Source organism: Fodinibius salinus (assembly GCF_008124865.1).
In the GTDB taxonomy this organism is placed as follows: domain Bacteria; phylum Bacteroidota; class Rhodothermia; order Balneolales; family Balneolaceae; genus Fodinibius; species Fodinibius salinus.
Genome location: NZ_VNHY01000004.1, coordinates 118574 through 135632 on the forward strand (window position 1 = coordinate 118574; position 17059 = coordinate 135632).

Genomic DNA, 17059 nt, shown 5'->3' on the forward strand with positions numbered 1-17059 from the left:
TATTTGAGCATACAAAGGGCGCCGTCTCCGGTGCCCTTTTATTATTTAATGATCGTTTATACTTACCATCCATCAATAATCACAGCTATAAATTTGTAAACTGCGTATTTTTTTTACCTTTAAAGGTAGATTTCCAACATTAAGGGGACATTTTTCTTAATTTAGACTTTCATGAAACGATACGGAACACTTCGCTGGGTACTTCTTGCAGTAGGCATTGTTGCTATACTGGGTATTACTGCTATGAATGTGTATTCGCTCTATGCTCTTCGTGAAAATACCCTGGAATCGAATCGTGAAAATAAAAAACTGCAAATAACAGAGTTTACTGATAAAGTACGGTTCCGGTTCTTTGAATCTTTTGTTGGGCTAGGTTCGAAGGATATCAAACACTTGCAATCCACCTTTCAGCAAACCGGCCAATTTACGAATGAGATGAACGAGCTGCTCATAGATGCGAGCAAAGATTCGATATATAAAAACATTTATTTTATTTCCGGTAATTCAGGAAAGTGTAAGGATAATAAGCCAATATTAACATACAACGGCTCTCAAGAAGAATTTACTTCTATAGCTGACTATCCGGAAGTTGTTTGTGACGGGATGAGCATTGCACGAACACAAATGAAAAGTCTCATCAATGATTATGAAAATAGTAGTAAAGTAATCTTTGATTCCCATCGTAGTATTATCATCGCGCTCATCATCCCCTCCGAAAATACTATTTTCGGGTATTTGATTATGCCCTTTGATCAGGATTACCTGACGAATGAGTATTTGCCGAAAAAAATAACGGAAAATTTTGGCGGACCCGAACAGGCAGGTATTACCGTTTGGCTGCGCGACTGGACGAACAATAAAATTATTGCCAGCAGCAATCCCTATATTAATTACAGTCCCGAAAAGGTTAACTTTGAGCAGAATTTCCCCGACTTATTTGACTACTGGAAGTTGCATGTAGCATTCACTGAGCAATCAGCGGTGGCTGCTTCTAATGCCTCCTTATACCGAAATCTGGCCGTCTTAAGTATCGCTATTATCATTTTACTTGGTGCACTTGTATTCATGTTTATATCAGCACAAAAAGAACGGGCACTGGCACAGCAACAAGCAGGTTTTTTGGCAAATGTAACACACGAACTTAAGACCCCCTTGTCGGTAATGCAGGCTGCTGGAGAAAACCTGGCAGATGGACGTGTTACCGATCAGCGACGGCTTAAAAGATACGGCGGGCATATCTACAACGAAGCTGTACGACTGCGCAGCATGATTGAAAAGCTACTGGATGTCGCCAAAATTGATGCCGGTAAGTCATTAATAGACCCCGAACCGGTAGATCTGAGCCAAGCTGTCAATTCTTATATTGAAGAACATTGGGATTACATCAATGAAAAGGGATTTTCTCTGCAAACCTCTATTGAAGATGACACCCCGATGGTTATGATAGACAGCGGAAGCTTCAATACGATCATAACCAACTTGGTCGAAAACGCTCTTAAATACAGTCCCAACTCAAAATCTATATATATTCGTTTATACAGCGAAAATGGAGAAGTGACCCTGGAGGTCGAAGACAACGGTATTGGCATGACCAAGAAGGTAAAGTCTCAAATTTTTGATAAATTCTACCGAGCTGAAGATACGTTAACAGCCAAAACAAAAGGCCACGGACTTGGGTTATCTATTGTTAAAAATCTGGTTGAACTCAATGAAGGATCAATAACAGTATCCACAGAACCAGAACAGGGATCGACCTTTATCGTAACTTTCCCTATTATTTCCGATACTTCAGAAAAGGTAGGAGAAGTACCGGATGAAGAATCATCGGAGAATAAACACGACTCACTAAATAAAGACTCTGAATCTTATGTCTGATCAAACTAAAAAAATTGTAATTGTAGAAGACGAGCCGAGTCTTGTTTTTACTCTACAGGATACACTGCAAAATGAGGGCTATAATGTTTTTGTAGCTAAAAAAGGTGCCAAGGGAGTAGAAATTGTTAAAAAAGAAGATCCCGACTTGATGATTCTTGACCTAATGCTTCCTGGGATGAGCGGCTATGACGTCTGTGAAAAAGTCCGTGAAATGGACTACACCTTTCCCATTATAATTTTGACTGCCCGCGATCAGGAAATTGACAAAGTTACCGGGCTCAACATTGGAGCTGACGATTACATAACCAAACCATTTGGCGTTAAAGAACTGCTGGCTCGTATTCAAGCACGGCTTCGACGTTCCGACGAATATACCAACAAAACACTTATTGAAGAGGCTAAATTAGGTCCTGTTTATGTGGATCTTGACAATGCCGTAGCCGAACATCCTGAAAAAGGAGACATTGAACTTACCACCCGTGAGGTTGAACTTATCCGCTATCTGATGGCCCACGGTAATGAACCGGTATCACGTGATGCATTACTAGAAAATGTATGGCGATACGAATTCAGCACCAATACCCGTACTGTTGATGTGCATATCTCCAAATTACGTTCCAAAATTGAGATGGAGCCTGATGATCCTAAATTTCTGGTTACACTACACGGGGTCGGATATATGCTGAAAGTAGGGACATAACCTGACTTTTATACTGCTCTATGTATGATGTTTCGGGGTTACCTTCCTGAAACCGTTGATGACTTTCGTACATCCTGAATAAAAGAGGGAAACGAATTAACTTGAGACTCCAGCAGCTCCTGCTGAAATTCATCATCTATTCCTTCATCGTCGTCAAAATTGTCGTGAACTCTGGGGATAAATACCCGTTCGGGATACAGATGAGCATTCCGGTAACCTACGACCTGCTGCAGCTGTTCCACTGCGCGCATGGCTCCAAAAGCTCCTTTGGCTTCGCCGATCATAGCAACCGGCTTTTTGTTTAAACTTTCGGGAAACGGCAGATAATCAATAAACAGCTTTAATATTCCCGGATAGCCGCCGTTGTATTCGGGACAAACAAACACTAGTCCATCAGCCGAAATCAACTGATCGGCAAAAGCATCAACATCCGGAAGATCATCGTCATAACGTCCCCCGCTTACCTGCTTAACAGGAAAGTTTTGAAGATCAATAATTTGAGCGCCAACACCCTGCTCTTTGTACTTTTGTTGCACATATTTCGACACGCGTAAGGCATACGAACCCGGCCTGTCTGTTCCACTTATAATTCCTAAGTTAATCATCTGTTTTATTTGTAGTTTAAAAATCTGTTCAAATCTATAATATCACTTTGATCCCATGGACCAGAAAGGACACACAGGACTTACAAAAACTTTCTACTTATTCTGTGCTTTAGCATAGGCCTGCTTGATCTTTTCAAGCCGATCCCAAAGCTTCCCTTCGCGGCCAATAGTTCCGGGCTCATACCATTCTTCGTTGGCCAATTCCTGGGGCAAATATTGTTGTGGAATCCAATGATGATCGTACGAATGGGGATAGTGATAATCATCGGATGCATTTTCTACGCCCAAATAACGAGATTGTTTAGAATTTGCTGTCTTGTCCCGCAGGTGCGGCGGCACGGGGTCTATTCCCGCTTCGCGAATATGACTACGCACTGAAAAAATAGCCCCGGTACTGTTACTCTTGGGGCAAAGCGACAAATAGATACAGGCGTGCGCCAAAAAATAAAGCCCTTCGGGCATACCACATTTTGTGAAGGCTTCATGTGCTGCATTAACCACCGAAAGAGCGTGCGGTGTGGCCATCCCTACATCCTCAGAGGCAAGAATAAGCATTCGCCGAAACAGAAAGTTCGGGTCTTCGCCCCCTTCTAGCATCGCCACCATCCAGTACAGGGCTGCATCAGTATCGGAACCTCGCATCGATTTAATAAAAGCTGAAGCATAATGGTAATGCTCATCACCGGTACCATCATAGCGAACGCCTCGCCGCTGGATACACTCTTTGGCAATATCTAAATCAATATGGATAGTACCGTCATCATCTGCATCACTCGACAGTACCGCCACTTCCAGTGCATTAATAGCATTGCGGATGTCTCCGCCAGCAAATTCTGCCAAATGGGCTTTAGCCTCATCGGTCACTTCAATGGACTTATTACCTAATCCCCGTTCTTCATCTTCAAGGGATCGATCAATCATAGTAAGCACGTGATCGGTGGTAAGGTCATACAACTCAAAAAGCTGGCATCGCGATAACAGCGGACTCACCATCGAATAAAATGGATTTTCGGTAGTAGCTCCAATCAGCGTAATAACGCCCGACTCCAGGTGTGGTAGCAGCGCATCCTGCTGGGCTTTATTCCACCGGTGAATTTCATCCACAAAAAGAATGGTCTTTTGCTCATTCATTTGCTGCATTTTTTCGGCCTTGGCCACCACTTTTCGCAGATCTTTAATGCCATCGAGTACGGCGTTCAGCTCTATATACTGGGCATTAATTTCACGCGAAATAACATGGGCCAGCGTCGTCTTGCCGGAACTGGGCGGTCCATGGAAAATAAGCGAACCAATCACCCCGGATTCGATCATCCGCCGCAGCATTTTGCCCTCTCCCACGATGTGGTCCTGGCCTACAAACTCCTCCAGCGATCGGGGACGCATGCGCGTAGCCAGCGGCTCATGCGGATTTACAAAATCGGATTGCTGGCTATCAGCTTGCCCATCATCCTCGTTAAACAGATCCATTGCTACAGATTGTAAGTTGAATATTTCAGGTTTCTAGTTCTAAAATTAAACTCATTTAGCTGAATTAACATTCAACTTTTAACCTTCAATGTTCAATCTATAGCGGAAGGTTATCATGTTTTTTCTCAGGAACGTTTTCTACCTTGTTCTCTGATATTTCGAGCGCATGGATCAGCTTTTCACGCGTCTCACTGGGTAATATTACGTTATCAATAAAGCCGCGTTCGGCTGCTTTGTAAGGATGTGCAAATTCTTCTTTATAGTAATCGATCAGCTCCTGCTCCTTCGCTTCAGGATCATCAGCATTGGCGATTTCTTTGCGAAAGATAATTTCAACCGCACCTTTGGGTCCCATCACCGCAATTTCTGCCGTAGGCCACGCCACATTGTAATCAGCGCGGATATGTTTGGAGTTCATCACATCATAAGCGCCGCCGTATGCCTTACGTGTAATGACCGTCATCTTGGGAACGGTAGCTTCGCAAAATGCATACAGGAGCTTGGCTCCGTGTTTGATGATGCCTCCCCACTCTTGGTCGGTACCGGGCAAAAAGCCGGGAACATCTTCAAAGGTTACCAGCGGAATATTAAACGCATCACAAAATCGAACAAAACGTGCTCCTTTAAGAGAAGCATCAATATCGAGCACACCGGCCAGCGACAGCGGCTGATTGGCAACAATGCCTACACTTCGTCCGTCAATACGGGCAAAGCCTACTACAATATTGGTGGCATAGTGTTCGTGGACTTCCATAAACGAATCCTTATCTACAATACCGCCAATCACCTCTTTAATATCGTACGGTTTATTGGGATTGTCGGGCACAATATCGTCAAGCTTGTCAGCTTTTGTGGAATCCGGTGCTTTAGATTCTTCACGCGGCGGCTTTTCTTCACAGTTTTGTGGTACATAGGTTAACAGCTGCCGCAGCTCTTGCAGGCAAAGAGCATCATTTTCTTCGGTAAAGTGCGCCACACCCGACTTTTTACCATGAGCACTGGCCCCACCCAACTCTTCGGAGGTGACTTCTTCATGGGTCACCGTTTTAACCACATTGGGTCCCGTTACAAACATATAGCTGGTATTTTTGACCATAAACACAAAATCCGTGAGCGCCGGACTGTAAACTGCTCCACCGGCACAAGGTCCCATTACAGCCGAAAATTGAGGCACCACGCCCGATGCCATGCTGTTACGATAAAAGACTTCGGCATAGCCCCCAAGTGATGAAACCCCTTCCTGAATACGTGCACCGCCGGAATCATTGAGACCAATAACGGGTACACCGTTCTTCATGGCCATATCCATAATTTTACAAATTTTCTCGGCGTGGGTCTCCGACAGCGAGCCGCCGATAACGGTAAAGTCTTGGCTAAACACATAAATAGGTCGACCGTGAACTTTTCCAAAACCGGTAACCACTCCATCCCCGGCAATTTTTTTCTCATCAAGACCAAATTTTTCACTCCGATGGGTTACAAAGGGATCAACTTCTTCAAACGATCCGTCATCCAGCAGCAAATCGATACGCTCACGAGCTGTAAGCTTACCCTTGTCATGCTGTTTTTGGATACGTTCTTCGCCACCTCCTTTTTTAGCGTCTTTCCGTTTTTGTTTAAGCCATTCTACTTTGTTATCCGGTTTTTCTGAAGCCATCTAATTGTTATTAATTACGATTTTCTTTTTCTAAAAAATAACTCTGCAGCTGATCGGTAAAATCGACCGCTGCTTCTGAATACACATCAACGAGATTGCGCTTAAAAATATCTTTTTCTATATACTTGCTGGCATCACTCCAACTGCTGTAAGCCGCAATATCCTCAACAGCCGAGTCAAATGCCCGTTCAGAACCGCCAAAAATCTCTTCTACAAACAGCTCGCGATCGCCCTCAAGCAGATCGGCAAGCTCTTCGACCTCGTTATCCAACGTATCTTCGCTGGTTAAATCAATAATGGGATCCTCAATAAACCCTTCATCTTCGGCCTCCTGCTCTTCACGATATTCCCCCATCTCTTCATCACTCACAAACCGCATCCACATGGGGTTTTCATCTTCTTGCTGCCCATTCGTTTGCGAAGCCGCTTCCTTTTCTTCCTGAAGATCTCCTTCTGATTCCTCTTTGTCATCCACTTCTTTTGCTTCTGACGGCTGATCTTCTTCTCCTGATGTTTCTTTTTCTGTATTTCCCGGAACATTATCTCCAGAGGTATTATCAGCTTCTGCATTTTTGGACTCTGCCGGCTCCGATGGATCTAATTCATCATCTGATTCCTCCTGTTCTGCATCACTTTTTTCAACTTCCGAGACCTTGGATACAGCAGTCCCTTCATCAGTTTCATCATTTAACTGACCGGCAAAGGCATCATTCAATGCCTTAAGCTTTTGCTCTTTATTTTCTTCTGAGTCTGACTGAGTTGATTCGGTATCCCCTTTTTCTTCTTGCGCCTCACTGCTGGTGTCTGAATCTTTTTTTGCCTGCTCTTTTGATTGCTTGGCAAATGTTGATGCAATATCTACCTCTTCTGGGTCATCTTCGGCAGAAGATTGCAATTCGTTTTGGGTCTCCTTTTTATCAGCTTGGGTCTCATCCGATGCGTTCTGAATCTGCTGGTTTTTTTTATTCTCTTCTTTTACAATCTCCTGTTCATTCTTATCAACGGCACTTTCTGCCGGTTGATCCTCAAAAAGCCTCGATTGTTCATCTTCATATCCTTCAAAATTTAACAAGTCAGGCGAAGATAATTCTTCAATAAGTTCAGCGCGGCTCAGTTCTTTATTCATCAGATCAAAATGCCGAGCAACGCGCGGACAGTTCTTATCCTCAAAAAACAATCGCAACAGCTCACTGTCGATATTGCCATCCAACAACTTAAAGAGCGTATCCAGCATCTGGGCCCAGTTCAACGGAGAATAACGCTTAGTCAATTTTTGGTCGGCTTCTCGAATAATATCTTTACATCGCGATTTGCTCAGCCTATCCAGCTCCTTTTTTTGCATGTAACGCAAAATCAAGCGGGAAAAATGCCGATAGACAACTACCGACTGTAACCGCTTGTTTATCTCTTCTGCCGATAGTGATTCGTCACTGCCAAAAATAACATCAGGGATTGTTTTACAAGGCTGTACCAGCATTTCAACCACATCTGCCACGGCTGTTTCGATCACTGTTTTGCCATAGCTGGCGGGTAACCGCGCCTCAGCACGAATAGCATCTACAAACTGCTGCCAAGCATCAAGTACTGCATCAGATCGGGTGTTGGCCCAGTCTGTCTTGGGTATAATCATTGACTCAGCCAGATTCCGCTCGAGCTCAATCCTGATTCGTTGTACAATATACGGCGGAAAATCCCAACCACGGAGTTCATCAAGCCGATAATATTGATCATTATCCGGCAGCCGGTCAATAAATTTTTGCGTTATTCGCTGTATGATCTGTTGCATAATTCAGGTGAAATATATTGTCTAACGGTGGTCAATACAACCAAAGAACACCGCAATATGTTAATTCCTGCGAACCTTTGGAAATATGTATTGGACCGATCCTATTTGTATCTTCATATTATTGATAATACCAATACAGATAGCTGAATACCGGATTAATATTTGGGAAGTTTCAGTGCCTTTTTACCTTTGAGCTATGATTACGCTTACTGTTTCAAAACTTTACAAATCGTTTGGTTCCAACACGGTTTTTGAGGATCTCACTTTTACGAACGAAACCAAATCGCTGGGTATTGCCGGACCAAACGGATCAGGCAAGTCAACCCTTCTAAAATGCCTGGGACAACTGCTAAGACCGTCATCCGGTACTGTTACATGGGATATCAATGGAGAACAGCTGTCCAACAATAACCTGACTAACATTCTGGGATATGGTGCTCCATACATTAATTTATATGACGTACTAAACTGCCGTGAAAACCTGCAGTTCTTGTCAAACATTCGGCATCGGTCATCCGATAGTAACCAAATTGACGATTGGATCAACCGTGTCTCACTGAATGAAGTAGCGGAGCAACCGTTTGGAAATCTCTCTACCGGTCAACAGCAGAGACTTCGGCTAGCTGCTGCACTTTTTCACGAGCCAAAAATTCTAATGCTTGATGAACCCGGTTCGAACCTTGATGCAGCGGGACGATCGCTGGTCGCTGATATTGCCGAGTCATTCCAGACTCCGGATAAAATGCTTATCCTAGCTTCCAACAACCCGGATGAACTGCAGCTCTGTGAGCAGATCTTTTCTGTTGAGGAAGAATCTTTGGTTTGATTAAAGGCCTTTACAAAACCATCTCAACTGTGTCATTCGGAACTTATTACTCATTAGCTGTATTTTTACAGGTTTCACCTTGGCAACACTCCTGAACATTAATTCCACACTCAGCACATTGCCCGTGCCCATGCACCCAAACAAGCGGTGCTTGTGATCCGCAGAAGGGGCAACGACGGGCCCCTTCGTTCTTATTTTCAGCAGTCTCCTTCTTAGCCATTATGCATTTCTTTCACTTCCTGAAAAGCCACATTAAGGTTATCGGGTAATGTCCAAAAATCAGCATAACGGAAATCCTCAAATCCATCGAGCACCTTCTGTTTGGTAATTTCCTTTTTGGACATGCCCTGTTCAATACCGTTTTGAACATGCTCGATAACAGCTGACAAATAATTACCCATGACTTTCAAATCTTCCTTTTTGCCCGTTACGCCATATTCAGGCTTAGCATGACCAAAGATATACATAGCATCAGCAGGATACTCTTCAGCGACCGTATCAAGAATTTTAATCCAGTTTATCATTGAAGCGCCTGCAGCACGATCGGTATAGGGATTCATTCGATTAAACACCAAGTCTCCCATATGAACTACATTCGCTTTTTCGAAATAAATGACCGAATCGCCGCTGGTGTGTCCAGGCCCATAGTATTTAGCATGGATAGTCTCATCTCCCAGATCCATCTGCCAACTCTCTGCATAAGTGGTTGTGGGATAAGCAGTATTCCCTTCGCCCTCGCTCTCTTTGTTGGCCTGCTTCATCAGCTTAGGTACATTCTCGTGGGCAGCCATTTTTTCTGCTGTACCTTTAAATACCGGATTTCCCGAAGTATGATCTCCATGGTGGTGAGTATTAATCAGCAGATCGAGTGGATGATTTGATCGGTCTTTAAGACCATTTAAACAGTGCTTCGCCGTTTTGGCATACTGAGAATCAATTACGGCCATACCCTCATCTGAGGCAAGCCAGCCAATGGTGCCACCGCGTTCAGTAAAATACCCTACGTTGCGACGGAGAGTATTAAACTTACCCGGAGCAGCTGCCCACATATTCTTAAATGGCAAAACCGCTCCTGCTGCCAACAGTGAAGAATTATACAGAAATTTTCGACGATCCATAATACTGGGATTTAATTATTAATTAAGATACTCACTATTTTTTATCCAACGATCAAAACAATTGCCGACGGGATTAAAGAGCCATATCATCCCGAATCAATAATAAAATAGCGGCATGGGGACAGATAAGGTATTTCTCATTTTCAAATTCGATTTCGTGGGTTTGATCCTTAATAAAAATGGCCAGATCACCTTCTTCGGCCTGCATGCCAATATATTGTGTGCCGTCGGTGTCTTTCCACGACTCATCGATTTCATTGGAGGGAATGGGATAGCCTGGCCCCGATTTAACGACATATCCACTGTGGATATCCTCTTTTTCTTTGACAGTTGCCGGCAGTACCAACCCGCTTTTCGTTCGAGTTTCCATATCGCGTGGTTTGATAAGTACGCGATCACCTACGACAATAAATTTATCTACAGAGTTAAGATATTCTTGAATCATTAATAAAAAGTTTTATACCAGATTATTTATATGTTTAAAGTTACATTGTTTACAGAACAATCTGAACCGTAAATTCGATTCAAAATGCTGTAATTATGGATCTAACCAACAAGTTATGCGTTGTCACAGGTGCTAACTCGGGTATTGGCAAAGAAACTGCGCGGGCTTTTGCCCAGCAGGAGGCTTATGTAGTGATGATTTGCCGAAATGAACAGCGAGCCCGAACAGCCAAAAAAGAGATTATCAACAGTACCGGCCATACCGGAATCGAAATTGTTTTAGCGGATTTAACCGTACAGCAAGATGTGCGCCAGGCAGCGGACCAGATTATCCAACAGTTTGACAGAGTTGACATACTGGTTAACAATGCCGGCATCATTCCCGACGACCGACAAGAAACTGTTGACGGCATTGAAAAAACGTTGGCTATTAACCATTTGGCTCCATTCCTATTGACAAATTTGCTGCTCGATCATCTGCAAAAAGCCGAGCAGGGTCGTATTGTCAATGTCTCCTCTGAAGTCCACCGGGTGGGCGCAAGTATTTTTGATTTAGATAATATACAACTAAAAGATAACTACACTCCCATGAAGGCCTACGGCCTTTCAAAACTTTGCAATATCATGTTTACGCATCAATTGGCAAAGCGTACGACTGACACTTCTATCACCGCCAACTGCCTACATCCCGGCGTTGTAAATACGCAACTGGCCGAAGAAGCAAACTGGATTATGAAATTCTTCTACTGGATAGGAAAGCCATTTATGAAATCCCCACAATCGGGTGCAGAGACTATCATTTATCTGAGCACTTCAGATGAAGTGCGAGACATCAGTGGCAAATATTTTAAAAACCAAAAAGAAGCATCTCCTGCTTCCATTGCATATGATGATGTCATTTCTGAAAAACTCTGGGAACAAAGCGAGGAGCTTACCGATCTATCCTAGCACAAAAAATCGTTTCATCCGGATTTTCCGCGACCGCCAAATTAGATTCCCTACTTGGTCAGCAAATAACTGTTGATCTGAGTGATCTTCGGCGTCATTCTTCTCAGGGAGCTGATCTTTAGCTTCATCAAGCTGCAGATTATTCAAAAACAGCTTCAGTTGCTTGCGGTTGTAATTCGAATATCGCTTTTCCAACACTTCTATAATTGAAGGCCAGAGTTCGGGCTTGGATGACCATTCTATGCCCAATCCTATTGCATTTTCAGGCACAGCTTCGCCCAGACAAACTTGCAATCGTTCGGTCATATCAGTGGGCGGCGGCTCGTGACGCAATAATTTGGGTCCCAGCTCATCTTCTGTAGATCGCGGGAAAAAACCTTTCCACATCTGGTTTGTATAGGGATGATGGTAATACACCTCGCAAGTTTCGTCATCTTTGCGAAGCTGCTTCATTTCGTTGATGAGTGAAATTTGCTTGTCGTAATCAATGATATACATGGTAAAAATACCGGTTGAATTTGGGGATATCCCTCATCAATATTACTGCATAAAAATGCGACAGTTGACACATTAATAGTAACAATCAGATTCGATTTATGTTCCGTTTTTAACGAAAAGAAACAACTTTTAACAAACTTACCGCAGTAGTTTTAGTACAAAACCAATAAGCTCTCTGCTAAGCTGCTCCTCTTTAAGACGGGCATTCATCTGCTGATCCGAAACCGCTATGTCTCCCTGGCACGAAAAAGAAACGCTATGATCTTTGTCTTTTGGATTCCGGAGCTCGAGAGAAATTTGTTGAGGATTAGAACTGTGCAATTCCATGTCATCAAGCGGGATGGAAAAGTCAAGAATCGGATCTTTAAATCCACCGCCGGTGTCAATTGCCGAGAATTCGAGCTCAATAGTTTGCTGATCTGCAATGGGTAATTCTTGTCCATCAACAGAAAGAGCAGAAATATAAGCGAAAGTCTGAATTTTCATTTTGCTACTGGTATTTTACATTCGTAAAGCCTAAGGATAGCAAAGTGTTCACGAATTAAGAAATGATATGGAGCAAAAAGAATGTCCTGGTTGTGCAGTTCAGATTGACAAAGATGCCAATATTTGCCCTATCTGCGGATATGAATTCCCGACCCAGCCCCTAAGCGTTAAAATTGTAGCCTGCCTTATGATTGTGCTACTTGTTTGGTGGCTAGTATTTTAAGATATAATACCTTTGAGTACTGACAGAAGTTCTAAACTCACCTCAATCCTTCTGCTTCCTTTTTAAAAATAAAAAAGGGCCTTTAATAGCCATATTTAGCTACTAAAGAACCCTTAAAGTCGGGACGGCCGGACTTGAACCGGCGAACTCACGACCCCCAGCCTGCATATTTAGGGCTTTACAACGTTTAGAAGCCTGCTTTTTACGTTATTGTACCCAACACCAATCAGGCTGTATAAACTCTTATCTTACTTTTGTTTAATGTGAATTGATTTCACATTTATTCATATTTTATCAAAATATTCAACTAGCTTAAAGAACCACACCAACTAATGTTAAAATGATTGCAGTAGGAATAATTAGAACAAAAAATTTCATCCATGCTGCGAGTGAGCTAGCAATAAAACCTACCCCAATCGTTGTAATTGCAATAGCAAAACCAATTATTATAACCCCTACTAAAACAATACTTGTTCTAAGATAATTAAACCTCCGACTCATCTTTTGATTTACACTTTTGATATCCTCTTCGTTTAATGGAGACTTACTTTCTATTTTGTCAATATCATCCTCAAAATCTGATTCAATCTCTTGGGTGTCATCCCAGGCGATTTTTAATAAATATGATGTAAAAATAGCATAGGCTACATATCCAACAACAACCAAAATAGATAAAACACTATTCTCCTTAACTCGATATAATGCAAATGCTGCTGCTGAAATAGAAATAGGAACTGAGACTACCTTATTGAAAAGCTTACTAATCAGTTCTTGGACCGAAGACAAGTATTTTTCTTTTTCTTGACGTAACTCATCCCTTAGCTTGGCGAAATCAAATTTATTTAGGAATACTTCATAGTTTCGATTTGCTTCCTCTATAAAAGAATCTAGTTCTACAAAGAAATTGTAAGCTCTATCAGGTTTGTCTTCGGTACCTAATCTGGAAATCATCACTTCTTTCAAAAAACGGAAATAATCATTCCCATTTTCAAGTACATCCTTCAATTTTTGAGGCTTATCTGATAGATCTTCATTAACGTTAAAATTAGGAGTTACGTTATTATATCCTAACCTGAACTTTCCTTGTTTAGAAGATAATAATATGAACTGTCCAGTAGAACCATCTTTATGATCCACAATTCTACTATCATCAAGGATTGTTTTTACTTTTTCATAGCTGAAATAATTATTAAAAAAGTAATAAGCTAAAGGTTCTCCATCATGATTCAAGGCCTTTTGTTCATCATGACTAAATCGAATTGCACCATTTATACTGGTTTGAACTAAATAAATATCACGTCTTGATTCACTGGTATGAAAATTACTTTTGAAGTCATCTTCATTGAAAAAGATATCAAACTGATCATGATGAAGCCGAAAAGAAAAGCCATCAGTGCCCTCAGGCCTAGTATCAAATCCTGAGCCTTCAACGTAATTCTGTAATCCCTGCCTTTCACCTGGTTCACATTCAATTTGAATTCGGCCTCCATCAAATCTAAAAGTGTTTTCTCCTAAAAAATCATTTAAGTTTTCAAAATCGTTGTGAAACGGCATTAGTTATCCATTTCTTCAGTTATCATTTCAGAAAGCCTTTCTGATCGAACTACAACATATTTTGAATTTTCACCGTCTGATTGTTGTACAACTTCTATCAATTTACCTTCACCATAATTTCTTCGGTCGAAATCTAATTCAACGCCATCAGCTTTAACTGTAACAGATGTTAATTTATTAAAAATATTAGAGACGTATGGGAACTTTGTACCAATAGTTAGATCATGTTCTTCAGCCTTGTTGACAAAAAAGTCTTCATCGCTATGGAAGTTTTCACCTAAAGTTTTTAGATCTACAACTCTCTCAGGGGTATTACTTGCCATCTGAAAGATTTGTTTACGGTATTCATCTCTGGTCATTCTTGTCTCATCATTCTTAAGGGGTAGTTCCTCATCATCAACTAGTGATATTAAGTCTAAAAAATCTTCAGTATATGTCTTATTAGATTCTCGATCTCCGGCTGCTAACCATGAGGTAAAATATTGTGATATTTTTGTTTGCTTGTTGATAAAACTTAAATAGTTATCAAGCTCATCATCGTATTTATTATTATTCACCCTACATGCCATAGCGAGCTTATCAAGATCTAGATGTTCCCTAGGGTCAATTATATAACTTTCAGTCTCATCATTTCTTTCGAATACCATTCCATCAGTCATACGAATTAGAAACACCCCTAAAAAGCTATTCCCATGATAGCCATACCGCACAAATACAACATAACCTCCTTTCGACTGCCCTTTTTGTTCTAGTCTATCCGCTAAATCAATAACTAAATTTTGAGTTGAATCTAAAAACTGTTCATCAGTATTCTCTGCTCTTATTTCACTGTATTCAGTTGGAAAAGAATGTTGTCGCCCATCCTTAAAAGTCGCATAAGTCCTGTACGTTGACCGGTAGCTTTTATTTAATTTAAAAGTCAGATCAATTAAATAGTCATCTACAGGTAGTAGATTTTCAGAAAGCGTTAGCTGAGCGTCATTAACTCCTAAATCTTTATCAATGAGGTGAACAATAGCCTGTTCAATATCAATTTCTTCTTTTTGAATCATTATTTGTACCCAGTAATTATATTATGATTTCTCTAGTTGTGAACGAAATACTTTTATATACGTACGTTCTCTAATATGAATAGCATCAATCAATTCGTCATCTTTAACCTTTTTCGTGAAAAGGAAATATCAGCAGTACATAATTTTATACTTGCTTTATTTTACTCCCCAAATTCAAATTGATCTAGCCAATCATCATATTCCTCAAATGAGTTTATCTTAGTAGGCGAATCGTCTTTTATTTTTCTTACAACTCGCAATCTTTCAGATTTACTGATGATGATTCTACGGTCGCAATAATCCTACGTGCTATATCTGATAGTTCTGATTTATTCCTTGAAAAAAATAAGACTGTTCTAATTAGATTACTCACAGTTCGTGACGCACACACTGTGAACATAATAAAAAAATGATAGTAACAGTTTCATTTGACGATTTAAAACAAGCATTGCGGCTTGCGGGCTAAGACAGTCACATTCGTTCACATCATTTCACATACTGTGCGCGAAAGGCAATAAAAAAAGCCGTTAGGATACCTTGAAGGCTACCTTAACGGCTTCTAAACGTTCTTTATATGTGTGTCGGGACGGCCGGACTTGAACCGGCGACCTCACGACCCCCAGTCTATCTATTTAGACCCTTAGCACGTTTATAAGCCTATCTTTCTGTTATTTTGTACCCAAAATTGTACCCAAATAGTAAAAGAACATGGCAAAATGGGGCTATGACAACACTGCATGGGATTCTGTTATAAGCCCTCATTTTACCACCGTTCATAATATTTCACATTTTAATTATTCGATAATCCTATTTTGGCTACTTCAACTTTATTGATTGCATCTATTAAATCTTCTTCATCAGCAACTTTTTTCGGGAAGTTAATTTCAGATTTGCCTGCTCTTATTGTGCATGTATATTCACGAGTTTTGAAGTAATAGACTATAGATATTAAGCAAGCTGCAGCCGATAAAAATGCTAAATCATTTGTGTATTGGTATGGTTGCACAAACAAAGAATAGGAGATCACTGCAAAAAGTATTGCTGATATAATAGCTCTAATACTGCTACTATACTTTAGATCAATTGAATCGATTTCATCAATTAATATTGTTCGAAACGACGGTTTTCTGCCAGTCCTATAATATTTTCTAATTCTTTTGTTGGTAAATAATATACCGGCAGTACCATTCTGGAATATTGTCTCTTCCCCTTCTACCCTTTCCATGTACTTTACCATAACAAAAATATTTTAAGTATTGCCCCCGCCAACGGTCTTACTGTCTCACTATAATGATAGTTTAATCGAGGGACAGTATGTGTGTTTCAATTAAAAATCATGTTAATATTATTCATCCTCATCGCTACGAGCTTGCTGCTGAATTTCTAGCAGTGAGGTTGTTAATTCCGCAGATTCAAGCGCAAGATCGCCGAGCAGCGAAGCATCTTTTATCGAGTCTGGCTTTTGCGCTATCGAATCGATCAGGCGGCTTACCTGCTTAAATTGTGCTATATATCGCTCTTCCGGTTCGGCAGCTCTGTTTTTACGGGGCTGCTCCGGATAAATTTTTCGCTCTCCTTCTCCACTTATCACCCACAATGGGTTTACATTCTTGGCTTCATATAAACTTGAAAGTAGCCGGTCGCTTATTTTTGGTGGTTCATCTTCGTTTTTGAAATAGTTTACCCAATTGTGGCTTAATTCCATTTGACGGCAGAAATCAGCATTGCTATCAAACTCTTTTTCGACCACATCTAATAGACGCTTCCGCCTATTTTCAAGTTTTTGTGATATATTTCTTGATTCTTTCAAGTTTTTATGA

18 protein-coding genes are annotated in these 17059 nt (G+C 41.1%); 5 read left to right on the forward strand and 13 right to left on the reverse strand.

From position 1 onward, the window contains the following. Window positions 1-171 precede the first annotated feature (171 nt). Together LX73_RS11170 and LX73_RS11175 are read left to right on the forward strand one after the other, a co-directional pair. Window positions 172-1875 carry a sensor histidine kinase gene (locus LX73_RS11170; RefSeq protein ID WP_148899592.1) on the forward strand — a complete coding sequence of 568 codons (1704 nt, stop codon included), beginning with the start codon at window positions 172-174 and terminating at the stop codon, window positions 1873-1875. Beyond that, window positions 1868-2575, forward strand: a complete 708-nt coding sequence (locus LX73_RS11175) for a response regulator transcription factor (RefSeq protein ID WP_148899593.1) — start codon at window positions 1868-1870, stop codon at window positions 2573-2575. The genes LX73_RS11170 and LX73_RS11175 overlap by 8 nt, the downstream gene beginning before the upstream one ends. 38 nt (window positions 2576-2613) lie before the next feature. On the opposite strand, the gene LX73_RS11180 is transcribed toward LX73_RS11175, so the two are convergent. From LX73_RS11180 to LX73_RS11195, 4 genes are all read right to left on the reverse strand, one after another. Beyond that, on the reverse strand, window positions 2614-3180 hold the full coding sequence (locus LX73_RS11180) for an NADPH-dependent FMN reductase (protein ID WP_246138244.1): 567 nt from the start codon (window positions 3178-3180) through the stop codon (window positions 2614-2616). A gap of 93 nt (window positions 3181-3273) precedes the next feature. Then, a complete protein-coding gene (locus tag LX73_RS11185) occupies window positions 3274-4647 on the reverse strand; it encodes a replication-associated recombination protein A (protein ID WP_148899594.1) in 1374 nt (457 codons plus the stop codon). Window positions 4648-4744: 97 nt separating this feature from the next. After that, on the reverse strand, window positions 4745-6304 hold the full coding sequence (locus LX73_RS11190; RefSeq protein ID WP_148899595.1) for an acyl-CoA carboxylase subunit beta: 1560 nt from the start codon (window positions 6302-6304) through the stop codon (window positions 4745-4747). Between the two features lie 10 nt (window positions 6305-6314). Then, a complete protein-coding gene (locus LX73_RS11195; protein ID WP_148899596.1) occupies window positions 6315-8090 on the reverse strand; it encodes a hypothetical protein in 1776 nt (591 codons plus the stop codon). Between the two features lie 196 nt (window positions 8091-8286). On the opposite strand from LX73_RS11195, the gene LX73_RS11200 reads away from it, so the two are divergent. Beyond that, complete coding sequence (locus LX73_RS11200; protein WP_148899597.1) at window positions 8287-8916, forward strand: ABC transporter ATP-binding protein; 630 nt, start codon at window positions 8287-8289, stop codon at window positions 8914-8916. Window positions 8917-8962: 46 nt separating this feature from the next. Here LX73_RS11200 and LX73_RS13005 read toward each other — a convergent pair whose 3' ends face one another. The 3 genes from LX73_RS13005 to LX73_RS11210 form a co-directional block, all read right to left on the reverse strand. Beyond that, entirely contained in the window at window positions 8963-9136 is a 174-nt protein-coding gene (locus LX73_RS13005; RefSeq protein ID WP_170245673.1) for a hypothetical protein, read from the reverse strand. Continuing rightward, window positions 9129-10034, reverse strand: a complete 906-nt coding sequence (locus tag LX73_RS11205) for an MBL fold metallo-hydrolase (RefSeq protein ID WP_148899598.1) — start codon at window positions 10032-10034, stop codon at window positions 9129-9131. The genes LX73_RS13005 and LX73_RS11205 overlap by 8 nt, the downstream gene beginning before the upstream one ends. 73 nt (window positions 10035-10107) lie before the next feature. Beyond that, window positions 10108-10479 carry a co-chaperone GroES gene (locus tag LX73_RS11210; RefSeq protein WP_211359423.1) on the reverse strand — a complete coding sequence of 124 codons (372 nt, stop codon included), beginning with the start codon at window positions 10477-10479 and terminating at the stop codon, window positions 10108-10110. A gap of 95 nt (window positions 10480-10574) precedes the next feature. Between LX73_RS11210 and LX73_RS11215 the strand changes: the two genes are divergently transcribed. Beyond that, window positions 10575-11426 carry an SDR family oxidoreductase gene (locus tag LX73_RS11215; RefSeq protein WP_148899599.1) on the forward strand — a complete coding sequence of 284 codons (852 nt, stop codon included), beginning with the start codon at window positions 10575-10577 and terminating at the stop codon, window positions 11424-11426. Here the strand turns inward: LX73_RS11215 and LX73_RS11220 are convergent. Beyond that, on the reverse strand, window positions 11418-11924 hold the full coding sequence (locus LX73_RS11220) for a hypothetical protein (RefSeq protein WP_148899600.1): 507 nt from the start codon (window positions 11922-11924) through the stop codon (window positions 11418-11420). The two genes, LX73_RS11215 and LX73_RS11220, sit on opposite strands and share 9 nt — an antisense overlap. Window positions 11925-12062: 138 nt before the next feature. After that, window positions 12063-12410 (reverse strand): hypothetical protein, encoded by a 348-nt coding sequence (locus LX73_RS11225; protein ID WP_148899601.1) that lies wholly within the window; start codon window positions 12408-12410, stop codon window positions 12063-12065. A gap of 67 nt (window positions 12411-12477) precedes the next feature. Between LX73_RS11225 and LX73_RS13220 the strand changes: the two genes are divergently transcribed. Further along, complete coding sequence (locus tag LX73_RS13220) at window positions 12478-12633, forward strand: zinc ribbon domain-containing protein (protein WP_148899602.1); 156 nt, start codon at window positions 12478-12480, stop codon at window positions 12631-12633. Window positions 12634-12945: 312 nt separating this feature from the next. Here the strand turns inward: LX73_RS13220 and LX73_RS11235 are convergent, their stop codons facing one another. The 4 genes from LX73_RS11235 to LX73_RS11250 all read right to left on the reverse strand — a co-directional run bounded on the left by LX73_RS11235 (window position 12946) and on the right by LX73_RS11250 (window position 17049). Then, on the reverse strand, window positions 12946-14187 hold the full coding sequence (locus LX73_RS11235; RefSeq protein WP_148899603.1) for a hypothetical protein: 1242 nt from the start codon (window positions 14185-14187) through the stop codon (window positions 12946-12948). Then, a complete protein-coding gene (locus LX73_RS11240) occupies window positions 14187-15239 on the reverse strand; it encodes a nucleoid-associated protein (protein ID WP_148899604.1) in 1053 nt (350 codons plus the stop codon). The genes LX73_RS11235 and LX73_RS11240 overlap by 1 nt, the downstream gene beginning before the upstream one ends. Before the next feature lie 790 nt (window positions 15240-16029). Continuing rightward, window positions 16030-16476, reverse strand: coding sequence for a hypothetical protein (locus tag LX73_RS11245; protein WP_148899605.1), 447 nt, complete (start codon window positions 16474-16476; stop codon window positions 16030-16032). Window positions 16477-16584: 108 nt separating this feature from the next. Further along, window positions 16585-17049 carry a hypothetical protein gene (locus tag LX73_RS11250; protein ID WP_148899606.1) on the reverse strand — a complete coding sequence of 155 codons (465 nt, stop codon included), beginning with the start codon at window positions 17047-17049 and terminating at the stop codon, window positions 16585-16587. Window positions 17050-17059 lie beyond the last annotated feature (10 nt).